This is a genomic window from Nocardia sp. NPDC055029, assembly GCF_053608525.1.
Genome location: NZ_JBSGVQ010000006.1, coordinates 189507 through 215542, shown reverse-complemented (window position 1 = coordinate 215542; position 26036 = coordinate 189507). Strand labels below are relative to the sequence as shown.

The window sequence follows — 26036 nt, the reverse complement described above, 5'->3', positions numbered from 1 at the left end:
TGCGACTTACACGTCGTAGTACAGCTCGAACTCGTAGGGGTGCGGACGCAGGTTGACCGGCGCGATTTCGCTGTCGCGCTTGATCTGGATCCAGGTCTCGATCAGGTCCTCGGTGAAGACGTTGCCTTCGGTGAGGTAGTCGTGATCCTGCTCGAGGCGGTCGATGACCGTGGCCAGGCTGGTGGGGGCCTGCGGGATGTTCTTGGCCTCCTCGGGCGGCAGCTCGTAGAGGTCCTTGTCGACCGGAGCCAGCGGCTCGATCTTGTTCTTGATGCCGTCCAGGCCGGCCATCATCATGGCGGCGAAGGCCAGGTACGGGTTACCCGAGGAGTCAGGCGCGCGGAACTCGATGCGCTTGGCCTTCGGGTTGTTGCCGGTGACCGGGATGCGGACCGCGGCGGAGCGGTTGCGCTGCGAGTACACCAGGTTGATGGGGGCCTCGTAGCCCGGCACCAGACGGTGGTACGAGTTGACGGTCGGGTTGGTGAACGCCAGCAGCGACGGGGCGTGGTGCAGGATGCCGCCGATGTAGTGACGCGCCAGGTCCGACAGGCCACCGTAGCCGGCCTCGTCGTGGAACAGCGGCTTGCCGTCCTTCCACAGCGACTGGTGCACGTGCATGCCCGAGCCGTTGTCACCGAAGAGGGGCTTCGGCATGAAGGTGACAGACTTGCCTTCCTGCCACGCGGTGTTCTTCACGATGTACTTGAACAGCTGCAGGTCGTCCGCGGCGCCCAGCAGCGTGCCGAACTTGTAGTTGATCTCGGCCTGGCCGGCGGTGCCGACCTCGTGGTGGCCGCGCTCGAGCTCGAAGCCCGCGTTCTGCAGGTTGGTCGAGATCTTGTCGCGCAGGTCGACGTAGTGGTCGTACGGGGCGACGGGGAAGTAACCGCCCTTGTTGCGGACCTTGTAGCCGAGGTTGCGGCTGCCGTCCGGGTTGAACTCGTTGCCGGTGTTCCACGAGCCGGAGATCGACTCGATCTCGTAGAACGAGCCGTTCATGCCCGAGCCGTAGCGGATGCCGTCGAAGATGTAGAACTCGGCCTCGGCACCGAAGTACGCGGTGTCGGCGATACCGGTCGAACGCAGGTACTCCTCCGCCTTGCGCGCGATGTTGCGCGGGTCGCGGGAGTACGCCTCACGGGTGAACGGGTCGTGCACGAAGAAGTTCAGGTTGAGCGTCTTCGCGGCACGGAACGGGTCGATCCGAGCGGTGCTGAAGTCGGGGAGCAGGAGCATGTCCGACTCGTCGATCGACTGGAAGCCACGCACCGAGGAGCCGTCGAACGCCAGACCCTCTTCCGCCAGGTCGGCGGTGAACGCCTTGGCCGGGATCGAGAAGTGCTGCTGGACGCCGGGAAGGTCCGAGAAGCGGATATCGACGTATTCGATGTCCTCTTCCTTGATGTGCTGGATGACCTCTTCGGCCGTGCTGAACGTCACTTGTTCTCCTTACGGATCGGTTCCCAGCCAGTCACGATGCATGGGTTCGTCGCGACCTGACGCTATGGACGCGGTGTTTCCCTACAGTCAAGGCTGTGTTTCGCCAGTGTTACGCGTGCCGGATTCGAGGTGATGTCTGCCATCCGGGCGCGAGCTGCATCGTAATCCTGCCATCCGCCCGATCGCGCGAAGACGTGACCTCCACTAATGCGGCTGTGGGCGGCCGATAGCGCGCCACTATCCTGGGAGCCATGGCGCGTATCACCGGCACATGGCTCTCCGGAAACCCCGCGGAACCGGGCGACCCGGAAACATCGGGCTACCCCGGCGAGCTGTACGGGCTGCCGCGCGAAGGGGCGGGCTCGCTGACCGCGACTTGGCGCCGGGTCGTCGCCCTGTTCATCGACTGGTTCATCGCGGTCGGCATCGCCGCGGTGATCACCCGCAGCTTCGTCTCCTCGTCGGTGCCGCTGCTGGTGTGGTTCGTGATCGGCGTCGCCGCGGTGACGCTGTTCGGGTTCACCCCTGGCCAGTACTTCATGAAGCTGCGGGTCATCCGGATCGACGCCCCGGTGGCCGTCGGATTCGTGCGCGCGCTGGCCAGGCAGGTGCTGCTGGTGTTCGTTGTCCCCGCGCTGTTCACCGACGCCGACGGTCGCGGTATGCACGACCGAGCCACCGGCACCGCGCTGGTCAACGCCCGCTGAGCCCGCGCGGCGGGTCACCGGTGGTCGTACGCTGAGGCCCGTGTCACTGAATCCGGCCATGCTGGCCGCGCGTTTCCTGCTCGAACTGATCGCCATCGCCTCGTTCGGGGTGTACGGATGGCGGGCCTTCGATTCCCCCTGGCGATATCTGCTCGTCGTCGTGCTGCCGATCGCGGCCGCAGTGCTCTGGGGCACGTTCACCCTGCCCGACGATCCGGGCCGTGGCGGCGGTTCGCCGGTGCCGGTCTCGGGTCCGGTGCGGCTGGTCGTCGAATTCGTCGTGCTGTTCGGCGGGGCCGCGGCACTGTGGGCCGCGGGACTGTCCCGGGCCGCGCTGATCTCGGCGACGGTGCTCGTCGCGTATCACCTGCTGGCCTACGACCGGGTTCTATGGCTGCTGACCGGACGGTCGCCGAACTCCTGAAACGGCACGAGCCCGGCACCTGCGATCAGGTGCCGGGCTCGTGGAGGTCGCAGGCTCAGCGGCGGCGGATGGCGCGCTGCATGCCCTTCATCTTGGCGCCGGGGGGCATCGGGCCCTTCGGCATGGCCGGGCCGCTGCGCGAGCTGAGGGCCGTCAGCCTGCCCTCGATCTGGTCGATCCGCTTGACGTCGATATTGCGGGGCAGCTTGGTGAGGAACTTCTGCAGATCCTTGAGCGGGGTCTGGCCCTCGTCGTTGCCGACGATCACTTCGTAGATGGGGGTGTCACCGACCAGGCGGGCGGTGCGCTTCTTCTCCTGCGCGATGAGCGACTTCACCCGCTGCGGCGAGCCCTCGGCGACGAAGATGACGCCGGGCAGGCCGATGACGCGGTGCACGGCGTCGAGCTGGGTGGTGGCCGCGACGCCGTTGGCGACCCGCCACTTGCCCTGCAGGTTCTCCAGCACCCACGCGGCAGCACCAGCCTGGCCCTCGGCCTTGCGGTAGACGTTCTTCTGCACGCGACGTCCGAAGATGATGAACGCGAACAGCACACCGAGCAGCAGACCCAGCGGCAGCAGGAACCACTGCATGTCGAAGATCAGACCGATGAGGAAGAAGACCACCGTGGTGCCGACGAGTGCGCCGATCATCAGCGGCAGAAGCGCCTTGTCTTCCTTGCGCTGCATGTTGAACGCCTGCCACAACTGCTGACGCCGTTCGCGTGATGCCTGCTTGCGGGCCGCTTTAGCCGCGGCCCTGGCTTCCTTCGACGGCTTGCCGCCCTTGCCTCCTGCCATGTCTCTCAGCTTAGATGCCCCTCCGCCGACCCGTCTGACCGCATGACGCTCCGACACGAATACGGCGATTCGGACGCCTTCGGCGGCGAACGGGGCGAGCACGGGCAAGAATGCCTAGGATGCGCCCGATCACCGAGAACCCGGCCAGCTCCCCCGTCACCGACGGCGTCGACGACGAGGTCGCCGAGCGCTTGGCCGCGGCCCTGCGGTGCGTGACCGTCTCGACCGAGGATCCCGCGCACACCGCCGACGCGGAGTTCGCCCGGCTGGCCGAGCACCTCGAGGCCTCGTTCCCGCGGGTACACGCCGAGCTGACCGTGACCACCTTCGGCCGCAGCAGGCTCTACCGCTGGGACGGCGCCGAGCCAGGGCACGCCTCAGCGATCCTGCTGGCCCACCAGGACGTGGTCCCGGTCGACGATCCGCAGCGCTGGACCCATCCCCCGTTCGCCGGTGTCGTCGACGCGGAGTTCATCTGGGGCCGGGGCGCGATCGACGACAAGAGCCGGGTGCTCGCCGTGCTGGAGGCTGTCGAGTGGGCGCTCGGCACGGGAATCCGTCCGCGGCGCACCGTCTATCTGGCCTTCGGTCACGACGAGGAGGTCTTCGGCGACGGCGGCGCGGTCCGGATGGCCGAGCACCTGCGCGCCGAGGGGGTGCGCGCCGATCTGCTGCTCGACGAGGGCGGGGTGATCACCGAGGGCGTCGCCGACGGGGTCGACCGGCCGGTGGCCAGCATCATGCTCGGCGAGAAAGGCTATGCGACGGTGCGGCTTTCGGTCACCGAGACCGGCGGGCACTCGTCGATGCCTGGCAAGCAGACCGCGGTCGGGCGGATCGCGCGCGCCGTCGCGCGGGTGCAGGACCATCCGATGCCGTTGCGGCTGACCCCGGTGATCACCGACATGCTCGCCCGGATGCGGGTCGCCCTGCCCGAACCGCGGCGCAAGCTGCTCGAATTCACCGAGACGCGTGGCCTGTCCACGCTGGCGGGGCCGCTCGTCGCGCGCATACTGGCGGCGGGCCCGACCACGGAGGCCTTGGTCCGCACGACGACCGCGCCGACGGTGATCCGGGGCGGCGTGAAGGCCAATGTGCTGCCGCAGAGCGCCGAGGCGCTGGTGAATTTCCGGATCCTGCCCGGTGATTCGGTGTCGGCGGTGCTCGCGCACTGCCGCCGGGTGATCCGCGACATCGGCGTGGCGATCGACCTGGTCGGGCCCGCGTCGGAACCCTCGCAGGTCACCGGCCCAGGTCCCGCGTTCGAGCTGATCGCCGAGCTCGCCACCGGCGTGGTCCCCGGCATCGTGACGACCACCGGGATCGTGCCGGGCGCCACCGACTCCCGGCACTACGACGGCCTGGCGCAGACCCGCTGCAACTTCGCGCCGATCGTGCTGACCGCGGCCGACCTGGAACGGATCCACGGAACCGACGAGCGGATCTCCCGGCTCAACTACGCTCGACTGATCGAGTTCAACCGGCGCCTGCTCGAGCGGCTCGCGGTGGCGCCGGGCCCCGAAGAAGGAGCGCAGCGATGACGACGGACACGGGCGAATTCGCCGGCAACGGCGGCCGGATCTCGTGGCGCGCTTGGCAACCCGAGACAGCGCCGCGCGGGGTGGTCGTGCTCGTGCACGGCATCGCCGAGCACTCGGGGCGCTACGAGTACGTGGGCGACAAGCTCGCCGCGGCCGGATTCGCGGTGTACGCGCTCGACCACGTCGGGCACGGCCTGTCAGAGGGCGCCGCGGCCAATATCGGGTCGATGCACGCCGCCGCCGACAATGTCGCGACGCTGCTCGATCTCGCAGGCACGGCCCACCCCGGGCTGCCGCGCTTCCTGCTCGGGCATTCGATGGGCAGCCTGGTGGTGCTGCATCTGGCCACTCGCGGGCCGGTCGCCGTGGCCGGGATCGTGCTGTCGGCACCCCCGCTCGACATCCCGCTCGGCAATCCGGTGCAGCGCCTGGCCGCGCCGCTGCTGACCAGGTTCGCCCCGAATCTCGGTGTGCTGACCCTGGATTCGTCGACGATCAGCCGCGACCCCGAGGTGGTGCGGGCCTATGACGACGACCCGCTGGTGTTCCGCGGCAAGCTGCCCGCACGCACCGCGGTGGAGATCCTGCAGCACACCGCGCTGGTGAAGCAGCGTCTCGGCGCGCTCACCCCGCCGCTGCTGGTGCTGCACGGCACCGCCGACACCATCGCCGCGCCGTCGAGCTCGGACCTGCTCGAACGCGACACCGGCTCGGCCGACGTGACGGTGCTGCGCTACCCGGGGCTGTTCCACGAGGTGTTCAACGAACCCGAGCGCGATCAGGTCATCGGTGATGTCACCGACTGGCTCTCCCAGCATATTACCGACGAGTAACTTAGAACCTAGTAGACTCCGCCCATGGGAACCACGTCTACCGGCGCCGTCGCCTTCATCCGCGCCAGCTGGCACAGCTCCATCGTCACCAAGGCTCACGAGGGCTTCCTCGCCGAATACGCAGGCCTGGGGTTCGACCCCGCCGTCGTCGAGGTGTTCGACGTCCCCGGTGCCTTCGAGATCCCGCTACACGCCCAGCGCCTGGCCCGCACCGGCCGCTACGAGGCGATCGTGGCCGCCGCGCTGGTCGTCGACGGCGGCATCTACCGCCACGACTTCGTCGCCACCGCGGTGATCGACGGGCTGATGCGCGTGCAGCTCGACAACGACGTGCCGGTGTTCTCGGTGGTGCTCACCCCGCACCACTTCCACGAGCACAGCGAGCACGTCGACTACTACACCAACCACTTCGTGACAAAGGGAGCCGAGGCTGCCCGCGCGGTGGCGAACACCCTCAGCTCCCTGCGGTCACTGCCCGCGGCGCGCTGACTACTTGAACTGGGTCAGGCAGGCCTGTTCGCCGTCGAGGACGCCGGTGCGGAACGCCTCGAGGCGCTGATAGCCGCTCGGCACCACCTTGCCGTTGACGTCGGCGGCCGCGAGGCCGTCGGCGAGCAGACCCGACACGGCCTCGTCGAGGTCGCCTGCCGACAGGCGCGGATCACTGCTCGGCTCACTGAGTTTCGTGGTCAGCGCACCGGACAGGCACGCGGTGCGCAGGCCTGCCGACTCGGCGCCGGTCAGTGACAGCTTGCGATCCTGCTGCACCGCCAGGGCGTAGCGGGACACGAAGACCACCGCGGCGTTGTAGTCGCCGGTGACCACCGCGGACAGCGGCTCCTCCTTGCCACTGGCACCCTCGCCCGCGCGCTTGGCCATGGCGGGCAGGTCGGTGCCGATGGTGTTGCTTCCCGGGCAGTACGACACCGGTTCGGTCGTGGTGGTCGAGGAGCAGTTGCGGGTGACGCCCGCGTAGTCGAATTTCGGCGCGTTCTTCACCGGCATCGACTTGCCCAGCTGGGTGGCCAGCGAGCTCAGGGTCTCCTGGTTCACCGGCAGCTGCTCATCGCGCTCGCCGTCCTCGAAGGTGACGGGCAGACCGCCCCGGCGCTTGTTGATCTCGTCCTTGTTGATGCCCTTGCAGGACCCGGCGCCCTCGGTGTACCCCATCTGCACCGCGGTGACCCGCTCGAACGCCGAACCGTGCACGGCGTCGGGATCATTGGGGTCGCGGTCGCGCACGGCGACGGTCGCTCCGAGCACGCCGTTGAGGCCGTCGGTGGTGTTGAGGGTGAAGTGCTTGGAGTTGCCCTCGGCGACATGGCGCAGGAAGACACCGGCCAGGCAGTCGGCCTGCTGCTCCTTCACCAGGGCGTCGGTGAGGAAGCCGCGCAGCAGGTCGGCCTGGGACTGGATGGCGTGGCCGTACTCGTGGGCCAGCACCATCACCACCGACATCTCCTTGTACTTGTCGACCAGCAGCGGCAGCAGGACCGAACGGTCCCAGCCGATGGTGTGGTCGAGCGGGCAGTACGCGGCGTTGATGAGCTTGTAGGTGCTGCTCTTGCAGAACTGCACCGATTCCGACTCCGGCGCCTTCGCCGACCACGAGATGTACTTCGAGGCGGGCTTGAAGTTGCCGCGGAACGTCTTGGAATACTCGGTCTGCCAATACTCTTCGATATCGGCGATGGCGTTGAGCGCGAGCTTGTCGATCTTGCCGTTGTCGCCGTTCTCGGCCTTCTTGTCGGTGTCGGGCACCCCGGGGCGCGATCCGCTCGGCCCGCTGTTCGACGTCGCGCCCGCCACCTCCCACGGGTTGTCCATGGTCGGCACCGCCTGGTCGCTGGCGACCGTTGTCGTCGTGCATCCGGATACGAGCATGCCGACGCTCACCAGTGCCGCGGCCACGGCAATTCCCCATCGATGTCTGATCATCCGCTGTTCCTCCCCGGGAATGACGCGGACGCCTAGCGGTCCGCTGTCGAGCGCTCACATGGTAGACGAGATCGGTCAGCTGTCCATCCGCACCGAAGCCAGCACCGCGCGGTGATCGGTGCCGGGGATGGTGAGCGTGCGAACCTGTTGCGCCACACCACCTGCGACGAGAACGTGATCGATGCCGATCACCGGTCCCCACCGCCGATCCGCGGGGAAGGTGAGCAGGATGCCGTCGCCGGTCTGGGCGGCCGCCGACGCGAAAGGACCGTCGAGCAGGGCGCGGTAGGCCGAATGATCGTGGGTGGCATTGAAATCCGCGCCGACGATCGCGGGCGCGCTGGTTCCGGCGAGGATCTCGTCGACCCGGCGCATCTCCGCCGACCACGCGGCGAAGTCGAGGTTCGGCGGGATCGGATGGAAGGCGAAGACCGAGATCGGGCCGCGCTGTGGATGTTCCATCGTCGCGGAGATATTGCTCATGATGAAGCCGTCGTATTTCTCGGTGTCGCGCAACGGGTATCGGCTGTAGATGCCGGTGCCCCCGCCGCCGGACTGCGCGGGTTCCAGGTAGGTGTAGGGCAGCAGGTCTGTCAGTCCGGCGGTGCGCAGGCGCTCGATCGCGCCGACGGTCAACTCCTCGGTGGTGAGCACGTCGACGTCGTTGTCCCGCACGGCCGCGACCACCGCGGCGGTGTCGGCCTGGCCGAACAGCAGGTTCGACTGCAACACGACCAGTTCCGGCCCAGCGGCCGCGCGGCTCTCCGGAATGTAGGACGGCGCCACCAGCCACAGCGCGCCGACCAGCACCACCACCCCGGCGACCGCGCTCCGCCAGCTCCGCGCGATCAGCAGCAAGATCGACCCGACGACCGCGCCGAGCATCAACCACATCGCCCCCGAGGCCAGCAACACCATCGACCGCTGCGACCAGTTCCCGACATGCAACACGATCCCGGCCACCGCCGTGATCACTGCGCCCCACCCCAGGACGAGCAAGGCCCGTTCCATCCATTCACGCATCATGCGGTCACCCTATGCAGCCGACATTGCGGCCCGCTTATGGTGCCCTTGAGAGATTTCTGTGGGGCATACACTGGCGCGGAAGGAGGCGGCATGTACATCGAGGAATTCACGGCGGCAGGCCCGCTCACCGAGGCAGCGGTCGAGGAGCTGATGACGGTCGCGAGCCGCTACACCTCCGCGCTCACCCTGACCGTCGCCGACCGCACCATCCAGCTGCCGGTGCTCCCCGTGTGCTGGACCGAACTCCCGCTCCGCGCGGGCACGGCGGTCACGGTCGAAGCCGCCCGCGGCTATCGCCCGGTCGGCACCGAGGACCGCGCCGCCCTGCGTGACTTCGTCACCACGTTCCAGCGCGCGACCGCAACGCCCTAGAGCGGTAGCCCCGCCTCGATCCAGTTGTAGGCCTGGATCTTCCGGGAGGCGGGATCGTTGACGACCTGGTTGATGAGGTCGTTGATCTGGTCGGTGGACAGGGGGTAGCCGTAGTGTTCGGCGGCGCCCGCCGAGGCCCAGAGGGACGCGAACAGGCCGGGACCGCCGAGGAGGTGGGCCAAGGCGGTGGCGACATCCTCGACCACCTCGATGACGCCATGGACCAGGGCGATCGCGATGTCCTCGTCGCCGGGGGCGGCGCCGGGTGCCAGTGCACCGGATTCCACGGCGCGCCGGGCCAGCCATTCGCGGGGCACCAGCGGGGCCGGACCGATGGCGTCACCGAGGTAGTAGCGCCACTCCCCCGGATTGCCCTGGTCGAAGGCGTGGATGTAGAAGGTGCGGGTCAGCGCCCACAGGGCGATGTAGCGCAGGGCGACCTGTTCGGGCTCCAGTGCCGCGTCGGTACCGTCGGCCCGGTCGCGCTCGAGCTGGTTCCAGGCGAAGCGGAACCAGACCTGCTCGGAGTTGCCGACCCAGGTGGCGGGCAGGCGGTCGGCCAGTGCGGCGACGTCGGCGGCGGGGCCGTAGAGGCCGGTGTCGCCGGAGACCTCGACGCGCAGGTTGTCGACATAGCCGCGCAGGGCGTCGACGGAGGTGAACACCGCGTAGCCGAGCTGGGCGAGGCGGGTGAGGTCGGCGTTGGCCGGCTCGAGTACCAGCACCACCGGCATGCCGACGCCGGGCTGCAGGCCCTCGGGCCAGAAGGCTTCGGCGACAGCGAGTTCGCGGCCGGTCACCGGGTCGGAGACCTCGCTGTCGAGCAGCGGGAAACCGAAGCCGTCGGCGATGAGGTCGTCGACGAGCGCGTTCACCTGGTCCACCGCCGGATCGCCGATGGTCACCCCGGCGACGCCGACGGACAGCAGCGTCGGCCGGTGCAGGGTGCCGGTGCGCAACTGCTCGAGGAAGGCATCGGCGGCCGCGGACAGCAACTTGCGGCGGGCACGGAGGAATTCACGATAGTTCTCGACCCGCCACAGTGCCGGATCGGTCGGAATCCACTGTGAGGCGAGCACTCCCGGATGCCTGCGCTCCACCTCGGCGAGGTAGTCGGCGGGCTCGCGCTCGCCCAGTTCGGCTTCCGAGCCGGGGCTGAGGAAGCAGAAGTTGGCGATCGCGTTGATCTCGTTGCGCTCGTATCCGGCATCGCGCAGGGTGGTCTTCGGGAACAGGTAGTGCACCTGCACCGGCGAGCGTTCGCCGAACTGCTCGATGCCGAGCTCGGATCCGGTGCCCAGATCGCGCGAACCGTCCACGCGGGTCAGCAGATACAGCAGCGGATAGAACCGCGAGCCTCGGGTCGCGCCGGCGAAATCGTCGGCGCACAGGTCGAGTGAGCCGCCGCGCAGCCGCTCCAGCGAGGCGATGAGCCCGTTGATGCCGCCGCGTTCGAGGGTGTCGTAGTCCTGCTGCAGGAAGGTCTCGGTGGAACCGCTGAAGCGGCCCCACAGCGCGGAATGGATGTACCAGTACAGGACCCGGTCGCGATGCAGGTCGTCGTCGAAGCGGCCGCCGTTGAGGAACAGCAGCCTGGTCACCACGGGAATCGCGTAGCGCCCCATGAGGACTCGGTCGTGGTCGAGGCCGAGGCGGCCCGCCACGGTGTCGAGGAAGGTGTCGACCTGGGTCGCGGTCGCGACCAGCGCCTGCTCGAACTCCGCGGGCGAGAGATCGCCGAGCGCGTCGAAGTGCGCGCGGCCGTTGCCGACGGCGATCACGTTGCGCAGCAACCAGTCCAGGGTGAAGGTGTAGCCGTCCTTGTCCCAGCGGATCAGGTGGTCGCGCAGGTTGCCGCGGGCCTGCGGCCACTGCGCGCACAGCGTCGCCAGTGCCAGGTCGCCCTTGGACAGTTTGGTGCCGCCGGAGTTGACCCGGTTGAAGATGTCGACGACCTCGTCGACGGTGCGATCGGAGCCGGTGATGGTCTCGACGTTGAACTCGCGGTGGGTGATCTCGCGCAGCTTGTTCAACCGGTCGAGGTAGGCGGCGAGGGTTTCCTGCGGCACATCGGTGAACCGGGGCAGGTAGTGCACCGGGCCGTGCGCGAACAGCTCGGTGACGTCGATCCAGGTCGGCGCGGTGTCACGGCCGGGGATCTGGAACTCGAAAACCTCACGGTCGACGTCGAAATGGAGTCCGGTGAACGCCACGGCGTCGCCCTCGAAGAACGACGGCGCACGGCCACGCAGGATGCCGTAGAGCGTGGTGATGCGCTGCTGACCGTCGAGCAGCAGCTGCCGCAGTCCCGACCCGCCTGCCCCGCCGCGCACGGCGATGTCCTCGGAGCCGGTTTCCCACACCAGGAGCCCGCCGACCGGGTACCCGAGATACAGCGACCGCATGAGCCCGCGCACCTGGTCCCTGTTCCACACGTAGCCGCGCTGGAATTCCGGCAGCAGCACCGCTCCGGAATCGATCTGGTCGAGCAGGGAGGACAGACGTGTCACGGCAGCCTTTCGATCGCGATCCGGTAGCGCAGGCGCTCCATCGTTGCACGAATCGTACCGACAAACACCGACGCGCCAGCGGCCGAACAGGACTCGCGGGTGGATGCTTCCGCTAGCGCGTATCCGTCACCGCGGCACGGAACGCGTCGGAGGCGTAGAACGGCGCCAGCCTGCGCCGGACCACGGTGTCGAGATAGCCACGCTCGTCGAGCGTTCCGAGCACCGAGGGGCCGAAACGCAAGGCCTCCTCGATCATGTCCGCGCGCCCGATGCCGAGCTCGGCGAGCAGTTCGGCCAGTGGGGTGTCGCCGTACTTGTCGAAGACGTGATCGATGCCCTCGTCCAGCAGCGCGTGGAAGTAGTCGGTGTCGCGGAAGGTGCGCCAGAACTCGAAGGTGAGGACGACGGCGTCTTCCACGTCGTTGGCCGAGACCAGGTCGCGGAAGGAGCCGACCGCGTCGCCGGTGTGCTTGCGCCAGGTCTCGCGGGCGGCGTCGAGCAGGACGTCGTCGGCGTCGTTGCGGTTGCCGCGCAACACGAATCGCGCACCGGTGCGGGTGAGGCGGCCGACGCCGTTCTCGATCGCGGGCAGCGCGGGTTCGGCCAGCCGGGCGAGCGCGCCGCGCAGCGATTGCGCCAGCCCGCCGCCGTCGGCGTGCCTGCCCTCGTCGACCGCGGTGACGACAGCGCGCTGCACGGCTTCGACGCAGGCGTCGACGGTGACCGGGCTGTTGAGCACGAGCCGCACCAGCCGGTGTGCGACCTCCATGTCGGCCACGGCCGAGACCAGCTCGTCGAAGCGACGGTTGTCCACGACATCGCCGACCGGGATCTCGTCCTGGGCGCGGTGGTTGTACAGCCGGGCGGCGATCTCGCCGACCAGTTCGGGGATCGCGCCCTCGACCGGGATCTGCACCGCGTACTTGTGCGCGACGTCCTTGATCTGGTCACGCGTGACGGCCTCGGCCAGCGTCAGCTCCTGCGCCTCGGCGAGCAGGCCGTCCACCTCGTCGACGACGAGCTCGCGAAAACCCGCGGGCTGCAGCAGCTGGTCCTTGGTGAATGCGACATGCGCGTCGAGCACCCGCAAGGCCAGGTCGACGTGTCCGGAGCGCTCATCGTTCGTCTCACCCATGTCGCCCAGATTGGCATACCGCGCGACGAGATGTGACCTCGGCGCGCACAACCGCGATCCCCGGCTCCGACACGCCGTGTGTCGCCGCAGACTCCGCCCAGATCACGGTGTGATCAAGCCGCGCGCGCAGTTTGTCGATGAGTATGGCATACTAGGTTGCTGAGACTGGGCTGATCACAGAGATCGCCATGGCTCATCTACGGAAAAGACTTTTAAACACCATGACTCAAGGCACTGTTAAGTGGTTCAACGGCGAGAAGGGCTTCGGCTTCATCGCCCAAGACGGAGGCGGCCCCGACGTCTTCGTGCATTACTCCGCCATCGGCGGCTCGGGCTTCAAGTCCCTCGAAGAGGGTCAGCGGGTGGAGTTCGAGGTCGGCCAGGGCCAGAAGGGCCCGCAGGCCCAGGACGTCCGCGCCATCTGATTTCAGCGTGAGCTAGAAAGGCCCCGCACCCTTGGTGTGGGGCCTTTCTCATGCCCTCATCCCCCGAAGACCCGCTCCACCACCGCTTTCGCGCGACGGGTGATGCGCATGTAATTGTCGAGGAACTCGCTGCCGTCGTCGGTGGGCCAGCCCGCCACCCGCGCGACCGCCGATAGTAGACGGCCCGGGCCGGGGAGCTGATCGGTCGGCTTGCCCTTGACGAGGACAAGCGCGTTGCGGGCCGCGGTGGCGGTGATCCACGATTCACGCAGCAGCGCAACGTCTTCGGGCTCGAGGATGCCCTCGGCCTCGATGACGTCGAGCGATTGCAGCGTCGAGGTGTTGTGCAGGGCCGGCACCTCGTGGGCGTGGCGCAACTGCAGCAGCTGCACGGTCCATTCGATGTCGGCCAGGCCGCCGCGACCCAGCTTGGTGTGCGTGGCGGGGTTGGCGCCGCGCGGCAGCCGCTCGGCGTCGACGCGGGCCTTGATGCGGCGGATCTCGCGGACCGCATCGGCCGACACCCCACCCGCCGGGTACCGGATCGGGTCGATGACGTGCAGGAACCGCACGCCGAGGTCCTGATCGCCCGCCACCTGGTGCGCGCGCAGCAGCGCCTGCACCTCCCACGGCTGGGCCCATTGGTCGTAGTAGGCCTGATAGGCCGCCAGGGTGCGGACGAGGGCGCCGTTGCGGCCCTCCGGCCGCAATCCGGCGTCGACCTGCAGCGGCGGATCGGTGCTCGGCGCGCCAAGCAGCCGCTGCACCTTCTCGGCGATGCCGACGGCCCACTTCACGGCCGTGGTCTCGTCCTCGCCGGGACGCGGGTCGCAGACGAACAGCACATCGGCGTCGGAGCCGTAGCCGAGCTCCATGCCGCCGAGCCTGCCCATGCCGATCACCGCGAAGTCGGCGGGCGCGGGCGCGCCGCGCTCGGCCTCCGACGCCCGGATGACCGCGCTGAGCGAGGCCTCGAGCACCGCCACCCACACCGAGGACAGCGCGGCGCACACCTGCGGCACGTCGAGCATGCCGAGCAGATCGGCCGAGGCGACGCGGGCCAGCTCGTGCCTGCGCAGCGAACGGGCCGCCGCGACAGCGCGATTCGGGTCGTCGTAGCGGGCCGCCGCAGTCTGGATGCCGCGGGCCACGTCCTCCGGTTGCGGGCCGAGCAGCTGCGGGCCGCCCGGTCCGTCGGCGTACATGCGAATCGTCTCGGGGGCGTTGATCAGCAGGTCTGGCAGGTACTCCGAGGAACCGAGCACGATCATCAGGCGCTGGGCGATGGCCCCTTCGTCGCGCAGTTCGCGCAGGAACCAGATCTGGTCGTCGAGGCCCTCGGACACCCGGCGGTAGGCGAGCAGGCCCGCGTCGGGATTCGGTGTGTCACCGAGCCATTCGAGCAGAGTCGGCAGCAGCAGTGCCTGGATGCGGCCCTTGCGGGAGACACCACCGGTGAGCGCCTTGAGGTGCCCGAGCGCATTGGCGGGGGCGCCGTAACCGAGAGCGGCGAGCTGGCGGACGGCGGCATCGGGGCTCAGCCGCAGCGCGTCGGAGTCGAGCCGGGCGACCGCCTCGAGCAGCGGGCGGTAGAACAGCTTGGCGTGCAGGCGCCGCACCCGCAGGGAATTGCGGCGGATGTCGGTCTCGAGCACGCCGACCGCGTCCTGGCGGCCGTCCGGGCGGATGTGGGCGGCGCGGGCCAGCCAGCGCATGCCCTCCTCGTCGTCGGCGGCGGGCAGGGTGTGGGTGCGCTTGAGCCGCTGCAACTGCAGGCGGTGCTCGAGCAGGCGCAGGAATTCGTAGGAGGCGGTGAGATTGGCGGCGTCGTCGCGGCCGACGTAGCCGCCCGCCGCCAGCGCGGTGAGCGCCTCGACGGTATTGGTGGCGTGCAGCGAGTCGTCGACCCGCCCATGCACCAATTGCAGCAGCTGCACGGCGAATTCGACATCGCGCAGGCTGCCCGCGCCGAGTTTGAGTTCGCGCTCGCGCAGGTCGGCGGGGACCAGGTCTTCCACCCGGCGGCGCATCGCCTGCACGTCGGCGACGAAGTCGGGACGTTCCGAGGCGGTCCACACCATCGGCATCAGCGCGTCGCGGTACTGCTGCCCGAGCTCCAGATCGCCGGTCATCGGCCGGTTCTTCAGCAGCGCCTGGAATTCCCAGGTGCGGGCCCAGCGCTTGTAGTAGGCCAGGTGGGAGTCGAGCGTGCGCACCAGCGCGCCCGCCTTGCCCTCGGGACGCAGCGCCGCGTCGACCTCGAAGAAGGCCGAGCTGGCGACGCTCATCATCTCCGCGGCCAGCCGGGTCGCGGTGGCGTCGGCCGGTTCGGCGACGAACACCACGTCGACGTCGCTGACGTAGTTCAGTTCGCGCGCACCGCATTTGCCCATCGCGATCACCGCGAGGCGCACCGGCACCGGGCCGTTCTTGCACACCCGCGCGACCGCGACCGACAGCGCGGCGGTGAGCGCGGCGTCGGCCAGATCCGACAGATGCCTGCCGACCACCTGATACGGCGGCACCGGCTCGTTCTCGACGGTGGAGGCCAGATCGACCGCGGCCAGCAGCATCAGCTGATCGCGATACCTGCTGCGCAGCAACGCGATCGCCTCCGGCCCGGCGATACCGGCCCGGAACAGCATCGGCCCGGCGTTGGGCCCGGTCTCGGGTTTCGCGTCGACCGCGTCGAGCAGGTCGGCGATCAGGTCGTCGCGGTCGGGAATCCGATTCTCGCGCAGGATCTTCCACGCGGCGGGCGCCGCGACGAGATGGTCGCCGAACGCGGTCGAGGAGCCGAGCAGCCCGAACAGCCTGCCGCGCAGTGTGGTGTCCGAGCGGATCGCCGAATCCAGTTCGGCCCAGTCGTTTCCGAGCGACTCGCACAGCCGCACGAGGGTCGACAGCGCCAGGTCGGCATCGGGGGAACGCGACAGCGCCCACAGCACGGGCACGCCGTCGACGTTGTCCCAGCCGAGCTGGTGCAGGGAATCCGCCGCGGTGGGCTCGAGCAAGCCGAGCCTGCCGACGCCGGGAACAGCGGAGCGGACAGTCGGTGGCCGGACCATGTCCTAAAAGTACAGGGTCCCGGCATCGACTGCGTCACGCCCGGCGCGCCGGACGTGTGTCACAGGCTGAGGTATTCCTTGAGCTCCCACGGCGTCACCTGGCTGCGGTAATCGGCCCATTCGCGGCGCTTGTTGCGCAGGAAGAAGTCGAAGACGTGCTCACCGAGCGTCTCGGCGACCAGCTCCGAGCGCTCCATCGCCTGCAGCGCCTCGTCGAGGGTGCCCGGCAGCGAGCGGAAGCCCATGGCGCGACGCTCGGCGTCGGTCAGCGACCACACGTCGTCCTCGGCCTCGGGCGGCAGCGTGTAGCCCTTCTCGATGCCGCGCAGACCGGCGGCGAGCAGCACCGCGAAGGTCAGATACGGGTTGCAGGCCGAATCTGGGCTGCGGATCTCGACGCGCCGCGACGAGGACTTGTTCGGCGTGTACATCGGCACGCGCACCAGCGCCGAGCGGTTGGACCGGCCCCAGGAGGCCGCCGTCGGCGCCTCGCCGCCGTGGATGAGGCGCTTGTAGGAGTTCACCCACTGGTTGCTGATGGCGCTGATCTCGGGGGCGTGCTCGAGGATGCCCGCGATGAACGAGCGCGCCGTCGAGGACAGGTTCTCCGGGTCGTCGGCGTCGGCGAAGGCGTTGGACTCGCCTTCGAACAGGCTCATGTGGGTGTGCATGGCCGAGCCGGGGTACTGGGCGAACGGCTTGGGCATGAACGTGGCGCGCACGCCCTCGTCGATCGCGACCTCCTTGATGAGGTAGCGGAAGGTCATCACGTTGTCGGCCATCGACAGCGCGTCGGCGTAGCGCAGGTCGATCTCCTGCTGGCCGGGGGCGCCCTCGTGGTGGCTGAACTCCACCGAGATGCCCATCGACTCGAGCGCGTCGATGGCGTGGCGGCGGAAGTTGGGGGCCGAGTCGTGCACGGCCTGGTCGAAGAAGCCGCCGTTGTCGGCGGGCACCGGCTCGCCGTTCTTCAGGCCGTTCTCCAGCAGGAAGAACTCGATCTCGGGGTGCACGTAGCAGCTGAAGCCGACGTCGGCGGCCTTGTTGAGCTGACGGCGCAGCACGTGGCGCGGGTCGGCCCACGACGGCGAACCGTCGGGCATGGTGATGTCGCAGAACATGCGGGCGGAGTGCTGGTGGCCCTTGGAGGTGGCCCAGGGCAGCACCTGGAAGGTCGACGGATCCGGCCGCGCGACCATGTCCGCCTCGGACACGCGCGCGAAGCCTTCGATGGCCGAACCGTCGAAGCCGATGCCCTCCTCGAAGGCGCCCTCGAGCTCGGCGGGCGCGATGGCGACGGACTTCAGGTAGCCCAGCACGTCGGTGAACCAGAGACGGACGAAGCGGATGTCCCGCTCTTCGAGCGTCCGCAGCACGAATTCCTTCTGGCGATCCATACCGGCGAGCGTAAGCACCCGGCGTTAAATCCGTGTTACATACGCGGTCGTGTTGTGCTATCTCGTCACATCCTTCGCACATCTCACCCGGACTGACGGCGCGCGGTGCGCCGCGGTATCGGTCAGCAGGTGAGTCCGGCACCGGGCGCGGCGAGGTCGACCAGGTAGTCGATCACCGCGTCGTCGACGCAGCGGTCGCCCGCGACCAAGGCGGCGGTGTGCCGGTTACCGCGGAAGGTGATCAGCTCGGCGCCCAGCTGGGCGGCCAGGTCGACACCGGCCTGGTACGGCGTCGCGGGGTCGTCGGTGGTGGAGACGACGACCGTCGTCGGCAGGCCCTGCGCCGACACCCGGTGGGGTGTGCTGGTGTTGGGCACCGGCCAGGAGGCGCAGAGTTCGAGCGGGGCGGCGCCGGTGCCCTTGCCGTCGTCGAGGAAGGGCGCGGCCTTGCGGTACTCGGCGTCCTGGCGGGCGACGACCGCGGGATCGGTGATCCGGGGATCGTCGACGCAGCGGATGGCGTTGAAGGCGTCCTGGATGTTGGCGTAGGTGCCGTCCTCGCGGCGGCCGTCGTACATGTCGGCCAGCTGCAACAACGTGTCGCCGTTTCCGTCGCGCAGTTCGGTCAGGCCCTGGGTGAGGATGTTCCACAGGTCGTCGCTGTAGAGGGCCTGCTGGACGCCGGTGATCGCGTCGCCGTAGCTGAGCCCGCGCGGGTCGGTCGTCGCGGCGGGCGTGGTCTCCAGCGGGGCGACCAGTGCGCGGAACCGGGCCACCGACTGGGCCGGATCGGTGCCGAGCGGGCAGTCGGCGTTCTGCGCGCACTCGGCGGCGTAGGCATCGAACACGCCCTGGAAGCCCGCGGCCTGGCGCAGCGATTCCTGCACCGGGTCCTGGGAGGAGTCCACCGCGCCGTCGAGCACGAGCGCGCGCACGTTCTGCGGGAACTTCTCGGCGTAGGCCGAGCCGAGCCGGGTGCCGTAGGAGTAGCCGAGGTAGCTCAGCTTCGGATCGCCGAGCACCGCGCGCATCACGTCCATGTCCTGGACGACCTCGCGGGTGCCGACATGGGTGAGCAACTCGGTACCGCTGCGCTCGACACAGCGGTCGGCGTACTCACGGTTGTCGGCCTCGGCTTCGGCGATGCCCGCCGGGCTGTTGTCGGTCGGCGGCTCCGCGCGTTCGGCGTCGGCCTGCTGCGGGGTCAGGCACACGATCGAGGGCAGCGAGGACCCGACGCCGCGCGGATCGAAGCCGACCCGGTCGAATCGGTCGGCCAGTTCGGTGCGGTTGCCGACGGTGACCATCGACAGCCCGGAGACGCCGGGACCACCGGGGTTCATCAGCAGCGAGCCGAGCTTGTCACCGGTGGCCGGAATCCGCGACATCGCGATCTGGGCGGTCGGGCCGTCCGGGCGGGCGTAGTCGACGGGCACGGTGATCCGCGCGCATTCGGTCTTGGGCGGCAGCCGGTCCTCCGGACTGCCGAAGCCCTCGCACGAACCCCACTCCAGGGGCTGCTCGTAGAACTGGGCCAGACCGTCGGGCGGAGGCGGCAGCTCGGCGCGGGGCGCGCTCGTCTCGGCGCTGGTGCATCCGGAGACGATCAGCGCGCACGCAGCGCCGACGAGCACGACAAACCTGCCACGCTGCACGGTGGGCCCACCTTTCCGCGCCACACGGCGCACAACTCGATGCGCCCGAACGGGCTCGCTTTCACGGTAGCCCAACCACCGCTGTGACCGATCACACCGGGACAGGCCCTTAAAGCGGCTCGGCCCGAGGTGGCACACTGGATTCGTCAGAAAAACCCGGGGACCCGGTACGGGCCTCGAGGAACCAGACGAAAGGGACGATGATGTCCGTATCCGATGAGCAGACCCCTGCCTACGGTGCCGCTCCCGCAGCCGAAGCCACCCCGACCAAGCAGCCCCGCCGCAAGACCCGCGTCCAGCATCTACAGCAGATGAAGGCCGAGGGCGAGCGCTGGTCGATGCTGACGGCCTACGACTATTCCTCCGCGCGCCTCTTCGAGGAAGCGGGCATTCCGGTCCTGCTGGTCGGCGATTCCGCCGCCAACGTCGTGTACGGCTACGACACCACCGTGCCGATCACCGTCGACGAACTGATCCCCCTGGTGCGCGGCGTCGTCCGTGGTGCGCCGCACGCGCTGGTCGTCGCCGACCTGCCCTTCGGCACCTACGAGTCCTCGCCGCAGCAGGCGCTGGCGACCGCCACCCGGTTCATGAAGGAGGGCGGCGCGCACGCGGTCAAGCTCGAGGGCGGCGAACGCGTCGCCGAGCAGATCGCGGTGATCACCGCGGCGGGTATCCCGGTGATGGCGCACATCGGTTTCACCCCGCAGAGCGTCAACACCCTCGGCGGGTTCCGGGTACAGGGCCGCGGTGACGGCGCCGAGCAGCTCATCGCCGACGCGATCGCCGTGCAGGAAGCCGGCGCGTTCTCCGTCGTCATGGAGATGGTGCCCGCCGAGCTGGCAGGCCAGGTCACCCACAAGCTGACCATCCCGACCGTCGGCATCGGTGCCGGCGCCGACTGCGACGCGCAGGTGCTGGTCTGGCAGGACATGGCCGGTTACACCAGTGGTAAGACCGCCAAGTTCGTCAAGCGCTTCGGCAATGTCGGCGACGAGCTGCGTTCGGCCGCAGCCGCGTACGCCGACGAGGTCCGCCGGGGCGTGTTCCCCGGGCCGGAACACAGCTTCTGAGATCGTGCCCGGTGATCGAGCGGTATCTCGATCACCGGGCAGTTCGCAAGCCACCGGCGACCGATCCGGCGAAGTGGCAGACTCGATGGCGACATAGTCGACACGAGTAGGGGTATCGATGCCGCATCGCCGTTGGAAGGCCCGTCCCGTGCGCGCGGGCGCGTTCACCCTGTCGAATCTCGCTGCGGGATCGGTGTTCTGATGCGCGGTCTGTACCCGGCGATCGAGCCGTTCGACAAAGGTCTGCTCGACGTCGGTGACGGGCAGTCGGTGTACTGGGAGGTCAGCGGCAACCCCGACGGCAAGCCGGTGGTGTTCGTGCACGGCGGGCCCGGCGGTGGCACCAGTCCGCTGCAACGGCGATTCTTCGACCCCGCGGTGTACCGGATCGTGCTGTTCGATCAGCGCGGATGCGGGCAGTCGGTGCCGCACATCGCCGACGGCGCGAGCCTGGATGTCAACACCACCCCGCACCTGATCGCCGACATGGAACTGCTGCGCGCGCACCTCGGGATCGAACGCTGGCAGGTGTTCGGCGGTTCGTGGGGGTCCACCCTCGGCCTCGCCTACGCCCAGGCCCAGCCCGAGCGGGTGACCGAGCTGGTGCTGCGCGGGATCTTCCTGTTGCGGCGCAAGGAGATCGACTGGTACTACAACGGCGCCGCGGGCAACGTGTACCCGGCCGAGTGGGCGAAATTCCTGGCCCCGGTCCCCGTCGAGGAGCGCGACGACGACCTGGTCGAGGTGTATCACCGGCTGCTGCACTCCCCCGATCCACAGGTGGCCCTCGATGCCGCCGTCGCGTGGTCGACGTGGGAAGGCGCGACGAGTTCGCTGCTGCCGCAACCGGATCGGATCGCCGAGACCGGCGAGGCGCGCTTCGCGCTGGCCTTCGCCCGGATCGAGAACCACTATTTCCGGCACGGCGGATTCCTCGACGAGGGACAGTTGCTGCGTGACCTCGATCGGATCGCGCACATCCCCGGCGTGATCGTGCAGGGCCGCCACGACATCGTGTGTCCCGCGGTGAGCGCCTGGGAACTACACCGGGCCTGGCCGGGCTCCACGCTGCACATCGTCGAGGACGCCGGGCACACCGCCCACGAACCCGGCATCACGCATCACCTGGTCGAGGCGACCGATGCGTTCGGGAAGATAGGCTGAGATCATGGCGCGCAAGGCCGGAAAAGCCGTTGTCGCGGCGCTCGGCGAGGACATCGACCGGCTGCTGGCCGCCGAACCCGACGTGCGCGCCGACGCCGACGACTCGGTGCACCAGATGCGGGTGGCCACGCGCAGGCTGCGCAGCGTCCTTCGCTCCTATCGCGACCTGTTCGACCAGCATCAGGCCGCCGCGACCGTGACCGAACTGAAGTGGCTGGCCGATCTGCTCGGCGTCGCGCGTGACGCGGAGGTGCGCGCCGCGCGGTTCCAGGATCTGCTCGCCGGGCATGACAACGTCCCCGCCGTGGTGACCGAGGCTCTGGTCGGCGCCGCACGAGACGCCTACACCGACGCGCACGCGATCGTGCTCACCGAACTCGACGGCATGCGCTACCGCCACCTGGCCGAGGTGCTGCGAGCCTGGCGGACCGATCCACCGCTGGCCGCCGACCTGGCACACGACAAGGCCCACCACGTCTTCGACAAGATCGTGCGCCACGACCGCAAGCGCCTGCGCAAACTCGTCTTCGCCGAACCGACCGCCGCACCGGCCGAGCGAGTCGAAATCCTGCACGATATCCGCAAGGGCGCCAAGCGTTTACGCTATGCCTGCGAGGCGGCACACGAGGTCCTCGGAACCGGCGCCGCCGACCTCGGCACTCGCGCCAAACGCCTCCAATCGGTCCTCGGCGACCACCGCGACGCCGTCGAATCCCGCGAAGCCATCCTCGTGGCCGCCGCCGGCTCCCACGGCTCCACCGCCACCCTCTACGAACTCCTCGCCGACACCGAGGAAGCCGCCGCGGGTCGATCCCTGGCCCGCTACCCCGCCACCGCCGCCTTCGTCTCGGTCACCGGTTGAGCGACGCAGGCACTGCCGTGTGAGGTGTGGCTGGCTACACCGTCGACCCGGTGGCCAGCTCCATCGAGAACGCGGGGCGCCGCGACAACCATGGGAGTCATGACGCACACACCAGCCGAGCCGACCGTGATCATCGGCAGTCCCGGCGAGCAGACCGAGGTGATCGACGGCCCACCGGCGGACCAGGGCCACCGCGGCGGGGTGCTCGCCGCTGTGGCGCGGGCACCCTTCCGGCTCAGGGCCTGGAAGGAGCTCGGCTACCTGATCCTGTCGTTCGTCCTCGGCTGCGTGGCCGTGTGCTACCTGTTCTTCGGTTTCGGCGGCGGGCTGTACGCGTCGATCTTCCTCGTCGGCATCCCGCTGCTGGCGGTGATCCTGCTCGGCGGCCGGGTGTGGGGGCGGATCTACCGGTCGCTCGGCGGGGCGCTGCTCGGCATCCGGGTCGAGGCGCCACCGGCCTTCGTCCGTGGACCGGGCCTGATCGGATTCTTGAAGAGCGCGTTCACCGATCGGGTGAGCTGGCGTGCCGCACTGTTCCTGCTCGCCCAGTCCGTGCTCGGTGTGGTGGTCGGCTATATCGTCCTCGTCGTGACCGCGATGGTCGCCTTCACGGCGATCTCCCCGATTCCGTGGCTGCTGTTCGATCCGGTCCAGGTGGACGAGAGCGGGGTCGAGCGGCACAGCCTCGTGCAGTTCGGTTCGTTCTATGTCGACACCTGGCCCCGCGCGCTGGCCATGTCCGGCATCGGCATCGCGCTGTGTTTCGCGCTGCCGTGGCTGATCCGGGGCGTCTGCTGGGTGCACGGGATGCTGATCACCCACCTGCTGGCGGCGACACCGCGAGACCGGCAGCTGGCCGAGCTGCGGGCCAGCAGGCGCGCCGCGGTCGACGACGCCGCCGCGACGCTGCGCCGGGTCGAGCGCGACCTGCACGACGGCACGCAGGCGCGCCTGGTCACCATCGCGATGGCCCTCGGCAGGGCCGAGGAACGCCTGGCCGCAGGCGGTGACCCCGGCGATCTCGTCGCCGAGGCCCGCGCGGGCGCCAAGGAGGCGCTGACCGAGCTGCGCGAACTGGTCCGCGGCATCCACCCGCCCGCGCTCGAACTCGGTCTCGGTCCCGCTCTGGAGACGCTCACCGCCCGCTGTGCGGTGCCGGTCGAGCTGCGCGTCCATCTGCCGCGGCGGCCGAGCCCAGCGATCGAGGCGATCGCCTATTTCTCGGTCGCCGAGCTGCTCACCAATGTGGTCAAACACGCACGGGCGACGGAGATTACCGTCACGGTATCGCCCGAGGGCCCGCGCTCCCTGGCGATCACCGTGCGCGACAACGGAATCGGTGGCGCGCGCCCTTCCGGCGCCGGTACGGCGGGTGGCAGCGGGCTGGCCGGTCTTGCCGCCCGCGCCGAGTCCGTCGACGGCACACTCACCGTCGACAGTCCTACGGGCGGGCCTACCGTGGTGACCATGGTGTTGCCGATGGCGGGTCCGCAGTGAGCGCGCCCCGGTCGCTGCGGGTGGTGATCGCCGAGGACAGCGCCATCCTGCGGGACGGTCTGGCCGGACTGCTGACCGAACGCGGACACGAGGTGGTGGCGATGGTCGGTGACGCCCTGTCGTTGAGCGAGGTGGTCGGCACCCAGCGGCCCGACGTCGCGGTGGTGGACGTGCGGATGCCGCCCACGTTCACCGACGAGGGACTGCTGGCCGCGATCGAACTGCGCAGGGCGTACCCGGGCATCGGCGTGCTGGTCTTCTCCCAGTGGATCGAAACCCGGTACGCGACAGAACTTCTCGCCGCGGGCGCCGGTGGGGTCGGCTACCTGCTCAAGGATCGGGTTGCCGATGTCGCCGATTTCGTCGACGCGCTGCACCGGGTCGCGACCGGCGGTACCGCGCTCGACCCGGAGGTGGTCAAGCAGCTGATGGGCGCGTCCCGGCAGCAGGACTCGCTGGCCCGGCTCACTCCCCGCGAACGTGAGGTGCTCGAGCTCATGGCCCAGGGCCTGACGAACAGCGCGATCGCCGCGGCCATCACCGTCACCGAGCGCGCGGTCGAGAAGCACATCGGCAACATCTTCACCAAGCTCGACCTGCCGCCCTCCGACACCCATCACCGCAGAGTGCTCGCGGTCCTGCGCCTGCGCGGGTGACTGGCGGCCCTAGAGGCCCTGTGAGTTGCCCTGGGTGGTCACGGTGGAGCCCGCGGCCGTCAGTGCGCAGCGTGGCCGTTGTATTCGAAGGCGATCGTCCGGGTCGCGACGTCGGCCGCCGCGAGGCGCACGGAGACATGTTCGCCTTCCGGCGGCTGTCCCTCGCATCGGCCGAGGATCGGGGGGTCGGCGACGAAGATCTCGGCGGGTCTGCTGCCGTTGGCCTCGCGCAGGACGAGGGCGGAGAACTCGGCGCCGATCCGGGGTGCCAGGACGGTCGCCTCGGTCAGGTCGACGCACGCCCTGTCCACCTTGTTGGCGACAGAGTCGGTGCGGCGCAGGGTTTCGGCCGCGGGGCCGAGTCCGTCGACCACCCACTGCGGCACGTCGGTACCGGCGCAGTGGGCCAGGCAGATCTCGGTGGTGAATCGGTCGGCGAGGCGGCGCAGCGGGGCCGTCACGTGGGCGTAGGGCGCGCCGATGGCGCTGTGGGTCAGCTGGTCCCCGGTCGGCTGGTCGAGGTCGCCGAGCATCGTGTAGCCGGCGCCGCGCAGCAGGCTCGTCGCCTCCGACATCAGGACCAGGCCTGCGGGGGTGTTCGCGTCGAGGCCTGCCAGCAGTCGGCCGACGGGCACGTCGGCGGGCCAGGAGACACCGAGGGCGGCCGCGGTGCGGCGCATGGACTCGATGGCGCTCTCCGGTGGCGGTGGCATGGTGCGCAGCAGGCCCATCGGGGTTCCCTTGTGCTCCAGCATGATCCGGGCCGCGCACATGCCGGTGAGCAGCGAGACCTGTTCGTTCCAGTCGTCCGCGGCGGTCCGCGGTTCCAGCTCGAGCCGCCAGTTGTCACCGTGGCGCACCACGTCCTGGGCGGGCAGGCGCAGCGAGATCGCGCCCTGATCGAGTCCCGCTTCGATCCGTAGCCGCCCGAACTCGGGCAGCGCGATCAGGGACGGATGCAGCGTCCCGGCGTCGGCGGCCGCCTGCACCTGCGCGTAGTCGAATCGCTGCCGGGAGCGCACCAGTGCGCGCGTCACCGAGAAGCCCTGCGGGACGGCCTTGTCGTCCAGTTCGATGGTCCACAGCGCGGCGGGGCGGTCGACACCGGGAAGCAGGCTGGCGGTGCCCTCGGACAGCACCGTCGGGTGCAGGGGAATGTTGCCGTCGGGCAGGTAGAAGGTCTGGCCGCGCGCTTCGGATTCGCGCGCGAGCGCACCGCCCGGCACGATCACGGCGCCGAGATCGGCGATCGCGTAATGCAGGGTGAAGCCGGTGGGGGTGCGTGCGATGTGCAGCGCCTGGTCCAGATCCATGGCGCTGGGCGGGTCGATGGTGACGAACTCGATCTCGGTCCGGTCGACCCTGGTACCCGCGAACGCGTCGACCGCGTCGCGGGCCTCCGAGACGGCCTCGGCAGGATAGTCCGAGGCCAGCCCGAACTCGGAACGGATGGCGCCGAAGTCGACCGGCGCCGAGACGATCCGCTGATGGAGTTCCATCCTGGCAGGTTA

Annotated in this window: 22 protein-coding genes; 12 read left to right on the top strand and 10 right to left on the bottom strand. The window is 69.3% G+C overall.

The window, feature by feature from the left end:
* Positions 1-6: 6 nt before the first annotated feature.
* A complete protein-coding gene (glnA, locus tag ACWF9G_RS08530) occupies positions 7-1443 on the bottom strand; it encodes a type I glutamate--ammonia ligase (protein ID WP_379038951.1) in 1437 nt (478 codons plus the stop codon).
* Positions 1444-1694: 251 nt separating this feature from the next.
* Between glnA and ACWF9G_RS08525 the strand changes: the two genes are divergently transcribed.
* Both ACWF9G_RS08525 and ACWF9G_RS08520 read left to right on the top strand, forming a co-directional pair.
* Positions 1695-2150, top strand: coding sequence for an RDD family protein (locus ACWF9G_RS08525; RefSeq protein WP_452514566.1), 456 nt, complete (start codon positions 1695-1697; stop codon positions 2148-2150).
* A gap of 40 nt (positions 2151-2190) precedes the next feature.
* The gene (locus ACWF9G_RS08520) at positions 2191-2574 is read left to right on the top strand and encodes a YrdB family protein (protein WP_379308696.1); all 384 of its coding nucleotides are present in this window, start codon (positions 2191-2193) and stop codon (positions 2572-2574) included.
* Positions 2575-2629: 55 nt separating this feature from the next.
* On the opposite strand, the gene ACWF9G_RS08515 is transcribed toward ACWF9G_RS08520, so the two are convergent.
* Positions 2630-3373, bottom strand: coding sequence for a DUF4191 domain-containing protein (locus ACWF9G_RS08515; RefSeq protein WP_378852521.1), 744 nt, complete (start codon positions 3371-3373; stop codon positions 2630-2632).
* Positions 3374-3492: 119 nt separating this feature from the next.
* On the opposite strand from ACWF9G_RS08515, the gene ACWF9G_RS08510 reads away from it, so the two are divergent.
* The 3 genes from ACWF9G_RS08510 to ACWF9G_RS08500 are packed head-to-tail and all read left to right on the top strand — an operon-like array spanning position 3493 to position 6236.
* Entirely contained in the window at positions 3493-4914 is a 1422-nt protein-coding gene (locus ACWF9G_RS08510) for a M20/M25/M40 family metallo-hydrolase (protein WP_452514565.1), read from the top strand.
* Positions 4911-5747 carry an alpha/beta hydrolase gene (locus ACWF9G_RS08505; RefSeq protein ID WP_452514564.1) on the top strand — a complete coding sequence of 279 codons (837 nt, stop codon included), beginning with the start codon at positions 4911-4913 and terminating at the stop codon, positions 5745-5747. Before ACWF9G_RS08510 ends, ACWF9G_RS08505 begins: the two co-directional genes overlap by 4 nt.
* Before the next feature lie 24 nt (positions 5748-5771).
* Positions 5772-6236 (top strand): 6,7-dimethyl-8-ribityllumazine synthase, encoded by a 465-nt coding sequence (locus tag ACWF9G_RS08500; RefSeq protein ID WP_189033237.1) that lies wholly within the window; start codon positions 5772-5774, stop codon positions 6234-6236.
* Here the strand turns inward: ACWF9G_RS08500 and ACWF9G_RS08495 are convergent, their stop codons facing one another.
* Both ACWF9G_RS08495 and ACWF9G_RS08490 read right to left on the bottom strand, forming a co-directional pair.
* A complete protein-coding gene (locus tag ACWF9G_RS08495) occupies positions 6237-7685 on the bottom strand; it encodes a metallopeptidase (protein ID WP_452514563.1) in 1449 nt (482 codons plus the stop codon).
* Positions 7686-7760: 75 nt separating this feature from the next.
* Positions 7761-8711, bottom strand: a complete 951-nt coding sequence (locus tag ACWF9G_RS08490; RefSeq protein ID WP_452514562.1) for an endonuclease/exonuclease/phosphatase family protein — start codon at positions 8709-8711, stop codon at positions 7761-7763.
* Between the two features lie 90 nt (positions 8712-8801).
* On the opposite strand from ACWF9G_RS08490, the gene ACWF9G_RS08485 reads away from it, so the two are divergent.
* Positions 8802-9083 (top strand): hypothetical protein, encoded by a 282-nt coding sequence (locus tag ACWF9G_RS08485; RefSeq protein ID WP_452514561.1) that lies wholly within the window; start codon positions 8802-8804, stop codon positions 9081-9083.
* Here ACWF9G_RS08485 and ACWF9G_RS08480 read toward each other — a convergent pair.
* Entirely contained in the window at positions 9080-11593 is a 2514-nt protein-coding gene (locus ACWF9G_RS08480; protein WP_452514560.1) for a GmrSD restriction endonuclease domain-containing protein, read from the bottom strand. The two genes, ACWF9G_RS08485 and ACWF9G_RS08480, sit on opposite strands and share 4 nt — an antisense overlap.
* Positions 11594-11705: 112 nt before the next feature.
* Positions 11706-12728 (bottom strand): hypothetical protein, encoded by a 1023-nt coding sequence (locus tag ACWF9G_RS08475; RefSeq protein ID WP_452514559.1) that lies wholly within the window; start codon positions 12726-12728, stop codon positions 11706-11708.
* 221 nt (positions 12729-12949) lie between these two features.
* Here ACWF9G_RS08475 and ACWF9G_RS08470 point away from each other — a divergent pair, with 221 nt between their 5' ends.
* Entirely contained in the window at positions 12950-13153 is a 204-nt protein-coding gene (locus tag ACWF9G_RS08470; RefSeq protein WP_056821080.1) for a cold-shock protein, read from the top strand.
* 56 nt (positions 13154-13209) lie between these two features.
* Here the strand turns inward: ACWF9G_RS08470 and ACWF9G_RS08465 are convergent, their stop codons facing one another.
* From ACWF9G_RS08465 to ACWF9G_RS08455, 3 genes are all read right to left on the bottom strand, one after another.
* Positions 13210-16221, bottom strand: coding sequence for a bifunctional [glutamine synthetase] adenylyltransferase/[glutamine synthetase]-adenylyl-L-tyrosine phosphorylase (locus ACWF9G_RS08465; RefSeq protein ID WP_452514558.1), 3012 nt, complete (start codon positions 16219-16221; stop codon positions 13210-13212).
* Between the two features lie 59 nt (positions 16222-16280).
* Positions 16281-17618 (bottom strand): glutamine synthetase family protein, encoded by a 1338-nt coding sequence (locus ACWF9G_RS08460; RefSeq protein ID WP_379308687.1) that lies wholly within the window; start codon positions 17616-17618, stop codon positions 16281-16283.
* Positions 17619-17740: 122 nt separating this feature from the next.
* The gene (locus ACWF9G_RS08455; protein WP_452514557.1) at positions 17741-19273 is read right to left on the bottom strand and encodes an alpha/beta hydrolase; all 1533 of its coding nucleotides are present in this window, start codon (positions 19271-19273) and stop codon (positions 17741-17743) included.
* A gap of 203 nt (positions 19274-19476) precedes the next feature.
* Here ACWF9G_RS08455 and panB point away from each other — a divergent pair, with 203 nt between their 5' ends.
* The 5 genes from panB (at position 19477) to ACWF9G_RS08430 (ending at position 24525) form a co-directional block, all read left to right on the top strand.
* Entirely contained in the window at positions 19477-20346 is an 870-nt protein-coding gene (gene panB / locus ACWF9G_RS08450) for a 3-methyl-2-oxobutanoate hydroxymethyltransferase (protein WP_379308685.1), read from the top strand.
* 201 nt (positions 20347-20547) lie between these two features.
* Entirely contained in the window at positions 20548-21510 is a 963-nt protein-coding gene (gene pip, locus ACWF9G_RS08445; RefSeq protein WP_452514556.1) for a prolyl aminopeptidase, read from the top strand.
* Positions 21511-21514: 4 nt separating this feature from the next.
* Positions 21515-22372 carry a CHAD domain-containing protein gene (locus tag ACWF9G_RS08440; protein WP_379308683.1) on the top strand — a complete coding sequence of 286 codons (858 nt, stop codon included), beginning with the start codon at positions 21515-21517 and terminating at the stop codon, positions 22370-22372.
* 99 nt (positions 22373-22471) lie between these two features.
* Positions 22472-23869, top strand: a complete 1398-nt coding sequence (locus ACWF9G_RS08435; RefSeq protein ID WP_452514555.1) for a sensor histidine kinase — start codon at positions 22472-22474, stop codon at positions 23867-23869.
* Complete coding sequence (locus ACWF9G_RS08430) at positions 23866-24525, top strand: LuxR C-terminal-related transcriptional regulator (protein ID WP_452514554.1); 660 nt, start codon at positions 23866-23868, stop codon at positions 24523-24525. Before ACWF9G_RS08435 ends, ACWF9G_RS08430 begins: the two co-directional genes overlap by 4 nt.
* A gap of 59 nt (positions 24526-24584) precedes the next feature.
* Here the strand turns inward: ACWF9G_RS08430 and ACWF9G_RS08425 are convergent, their stop codons facing one another.
* Positions 24585-26024, bottom strand: a complete 1440-nt coding sequence (locus ACWF9G_RS08425) for an RNB domain-containing ribonuclease (protein WP_452514553.1) — start codon at positions 26022-26024, stop codon at positions 24585-24587.
* Positions 26025-26036 lie beyond the last annotated feature (12 nt).

What these genes read in the sequence shown, in the direction of transcription:
- ACWF9G_RS08460 (WP_379308687.1), bottom strand. Translation starts at nt 17,618, where the DNA reads ATGGATCGCCAGAAGGAATTCGTGCTGCGGACGCTCGAAGAGCGGGAC.
- pip (WP_452514556.1), top strand. Translation starts at nt 20,548, where the DNA reads ATGCGCGGTCTGTACCCGGCGATCGAGCCGTTCGACAAAGGTCTGCTC.
- ACWF9G_RS08495 (WP_452514563.1), bottom strand. Translation starts at nt 7,685, where the DNA reads ATGATCAGACATCGATGGGGAATTGCCGTGGCCGCGGCACTGGTGAGC.
- ACWF9G_RS08465 (WP_452514558.1), bottom strand. Translation starts at nt 16,221, where the DNA reads ATGGTCCGGCCACCGACTGTCCGCTCCGCTGTTCCCGGCGTCGGCAGG.
- ACWF9G_RS08475 (WP_452514559.1), bottom strand. Translation starts at nt 12,728, where the DNA reads ATGGGTGAGACGAACGATGAGCGCTCCGGACACGTCGACCTGGCCTTG.
- ACWF9G_RS08470 (WP_056821080.1), top strand. Translation starts at nt 12,950, where the DNA reads ATGACTCAAGGCACTGTTAAGTGGTTCAACGGCGAGAAGGGCTTCGGC.
- ACWF9G_RS08510 (WP_452514565.1), top strand. Translation starts at nt 3,493, where the DNA reads ATGCGCCCGATCACCGAGAACCCGGCCAGCTCCCCCGTCACCGACGGC.
- ACWF9G_RS08515 (WP_378852521.1), bottom strand. Translation starts at nt 3,373, where the DNA reads ATGGCAGGAGGCAAGGGCGGCAAGCCGTCGAAGGAAGCCAGGGCCGCG.
- ACWF9G_RS08490 (WP_452514562.1), bottom strand. Translation starts at nt 8,711, where the DNA reads ATGATGCGTGAATGGATGGAACGGGCCTTGCTCGTCCTGGGGTGGGGC.
- ACWF9G_RS08505 (WP_452514564.1), top strand. Translation starts at nt 4,911, where the DNA reads ATGACGACGGACACGGGCGAATTCGCCGGCAACGGCGGCCGGATCTCG.
- ACWF9G_RS08500 (WP_189033237.1), top strand. Translation starts at nt 5,772, where the DNA reads ATGGGAACCACGTCTACCGGCGCCGTCGCCTTCATCCGCGCCAGCTGG.
- ACWF9G_RS08485 (WP_452514561.1), top strand. Translation starts at nt 8,802, where the DNA reads ATGTACATCGAGGAATTCACGGCGGCAGGCCCGCTCACCGAGGCAGCG.
- ACWF9G_RS08525 (WP_452514566.1), top strand. Translation starts at nt 1,695, where the DNA reads ATGGCGCGTATCACCGGCACATGGCTCTCCGGAAACCCCGCGGAACCG.
- ACWF9G_RS08440 (WP_379308683.1), top strand. Translation starts at nt 21,515, where the DNA reads ATGGCGCGCAAGGCCGGAAAAGCCGTTGTCGCGGCGCTCGGCGAGGAC.
- ACWF9G_RS08425 (WP_452514553.1), bottom strand. Translation starts at nt 26,024, where the DNA reads ATGGAACTCCATCAGCGGATCGTCTCGGCGCCGGTCGACTTCGGCGCC.
- panB (WP_379308685.1), top strand. Translation starts at nt 19,477, where the DNA reads ATGTCCGTATCCGATGAGCAGACCCCTGCCTACGGTGCCGCTCCCGCA.
- ACWF9G_RS08435 (WP_452514555.1), top strand. Translation starts at nt 22,472, where the DNA reads ATGACGCACACACCAGCCGAGCCGACCGTGATCATCGGCAGTCCCGGC.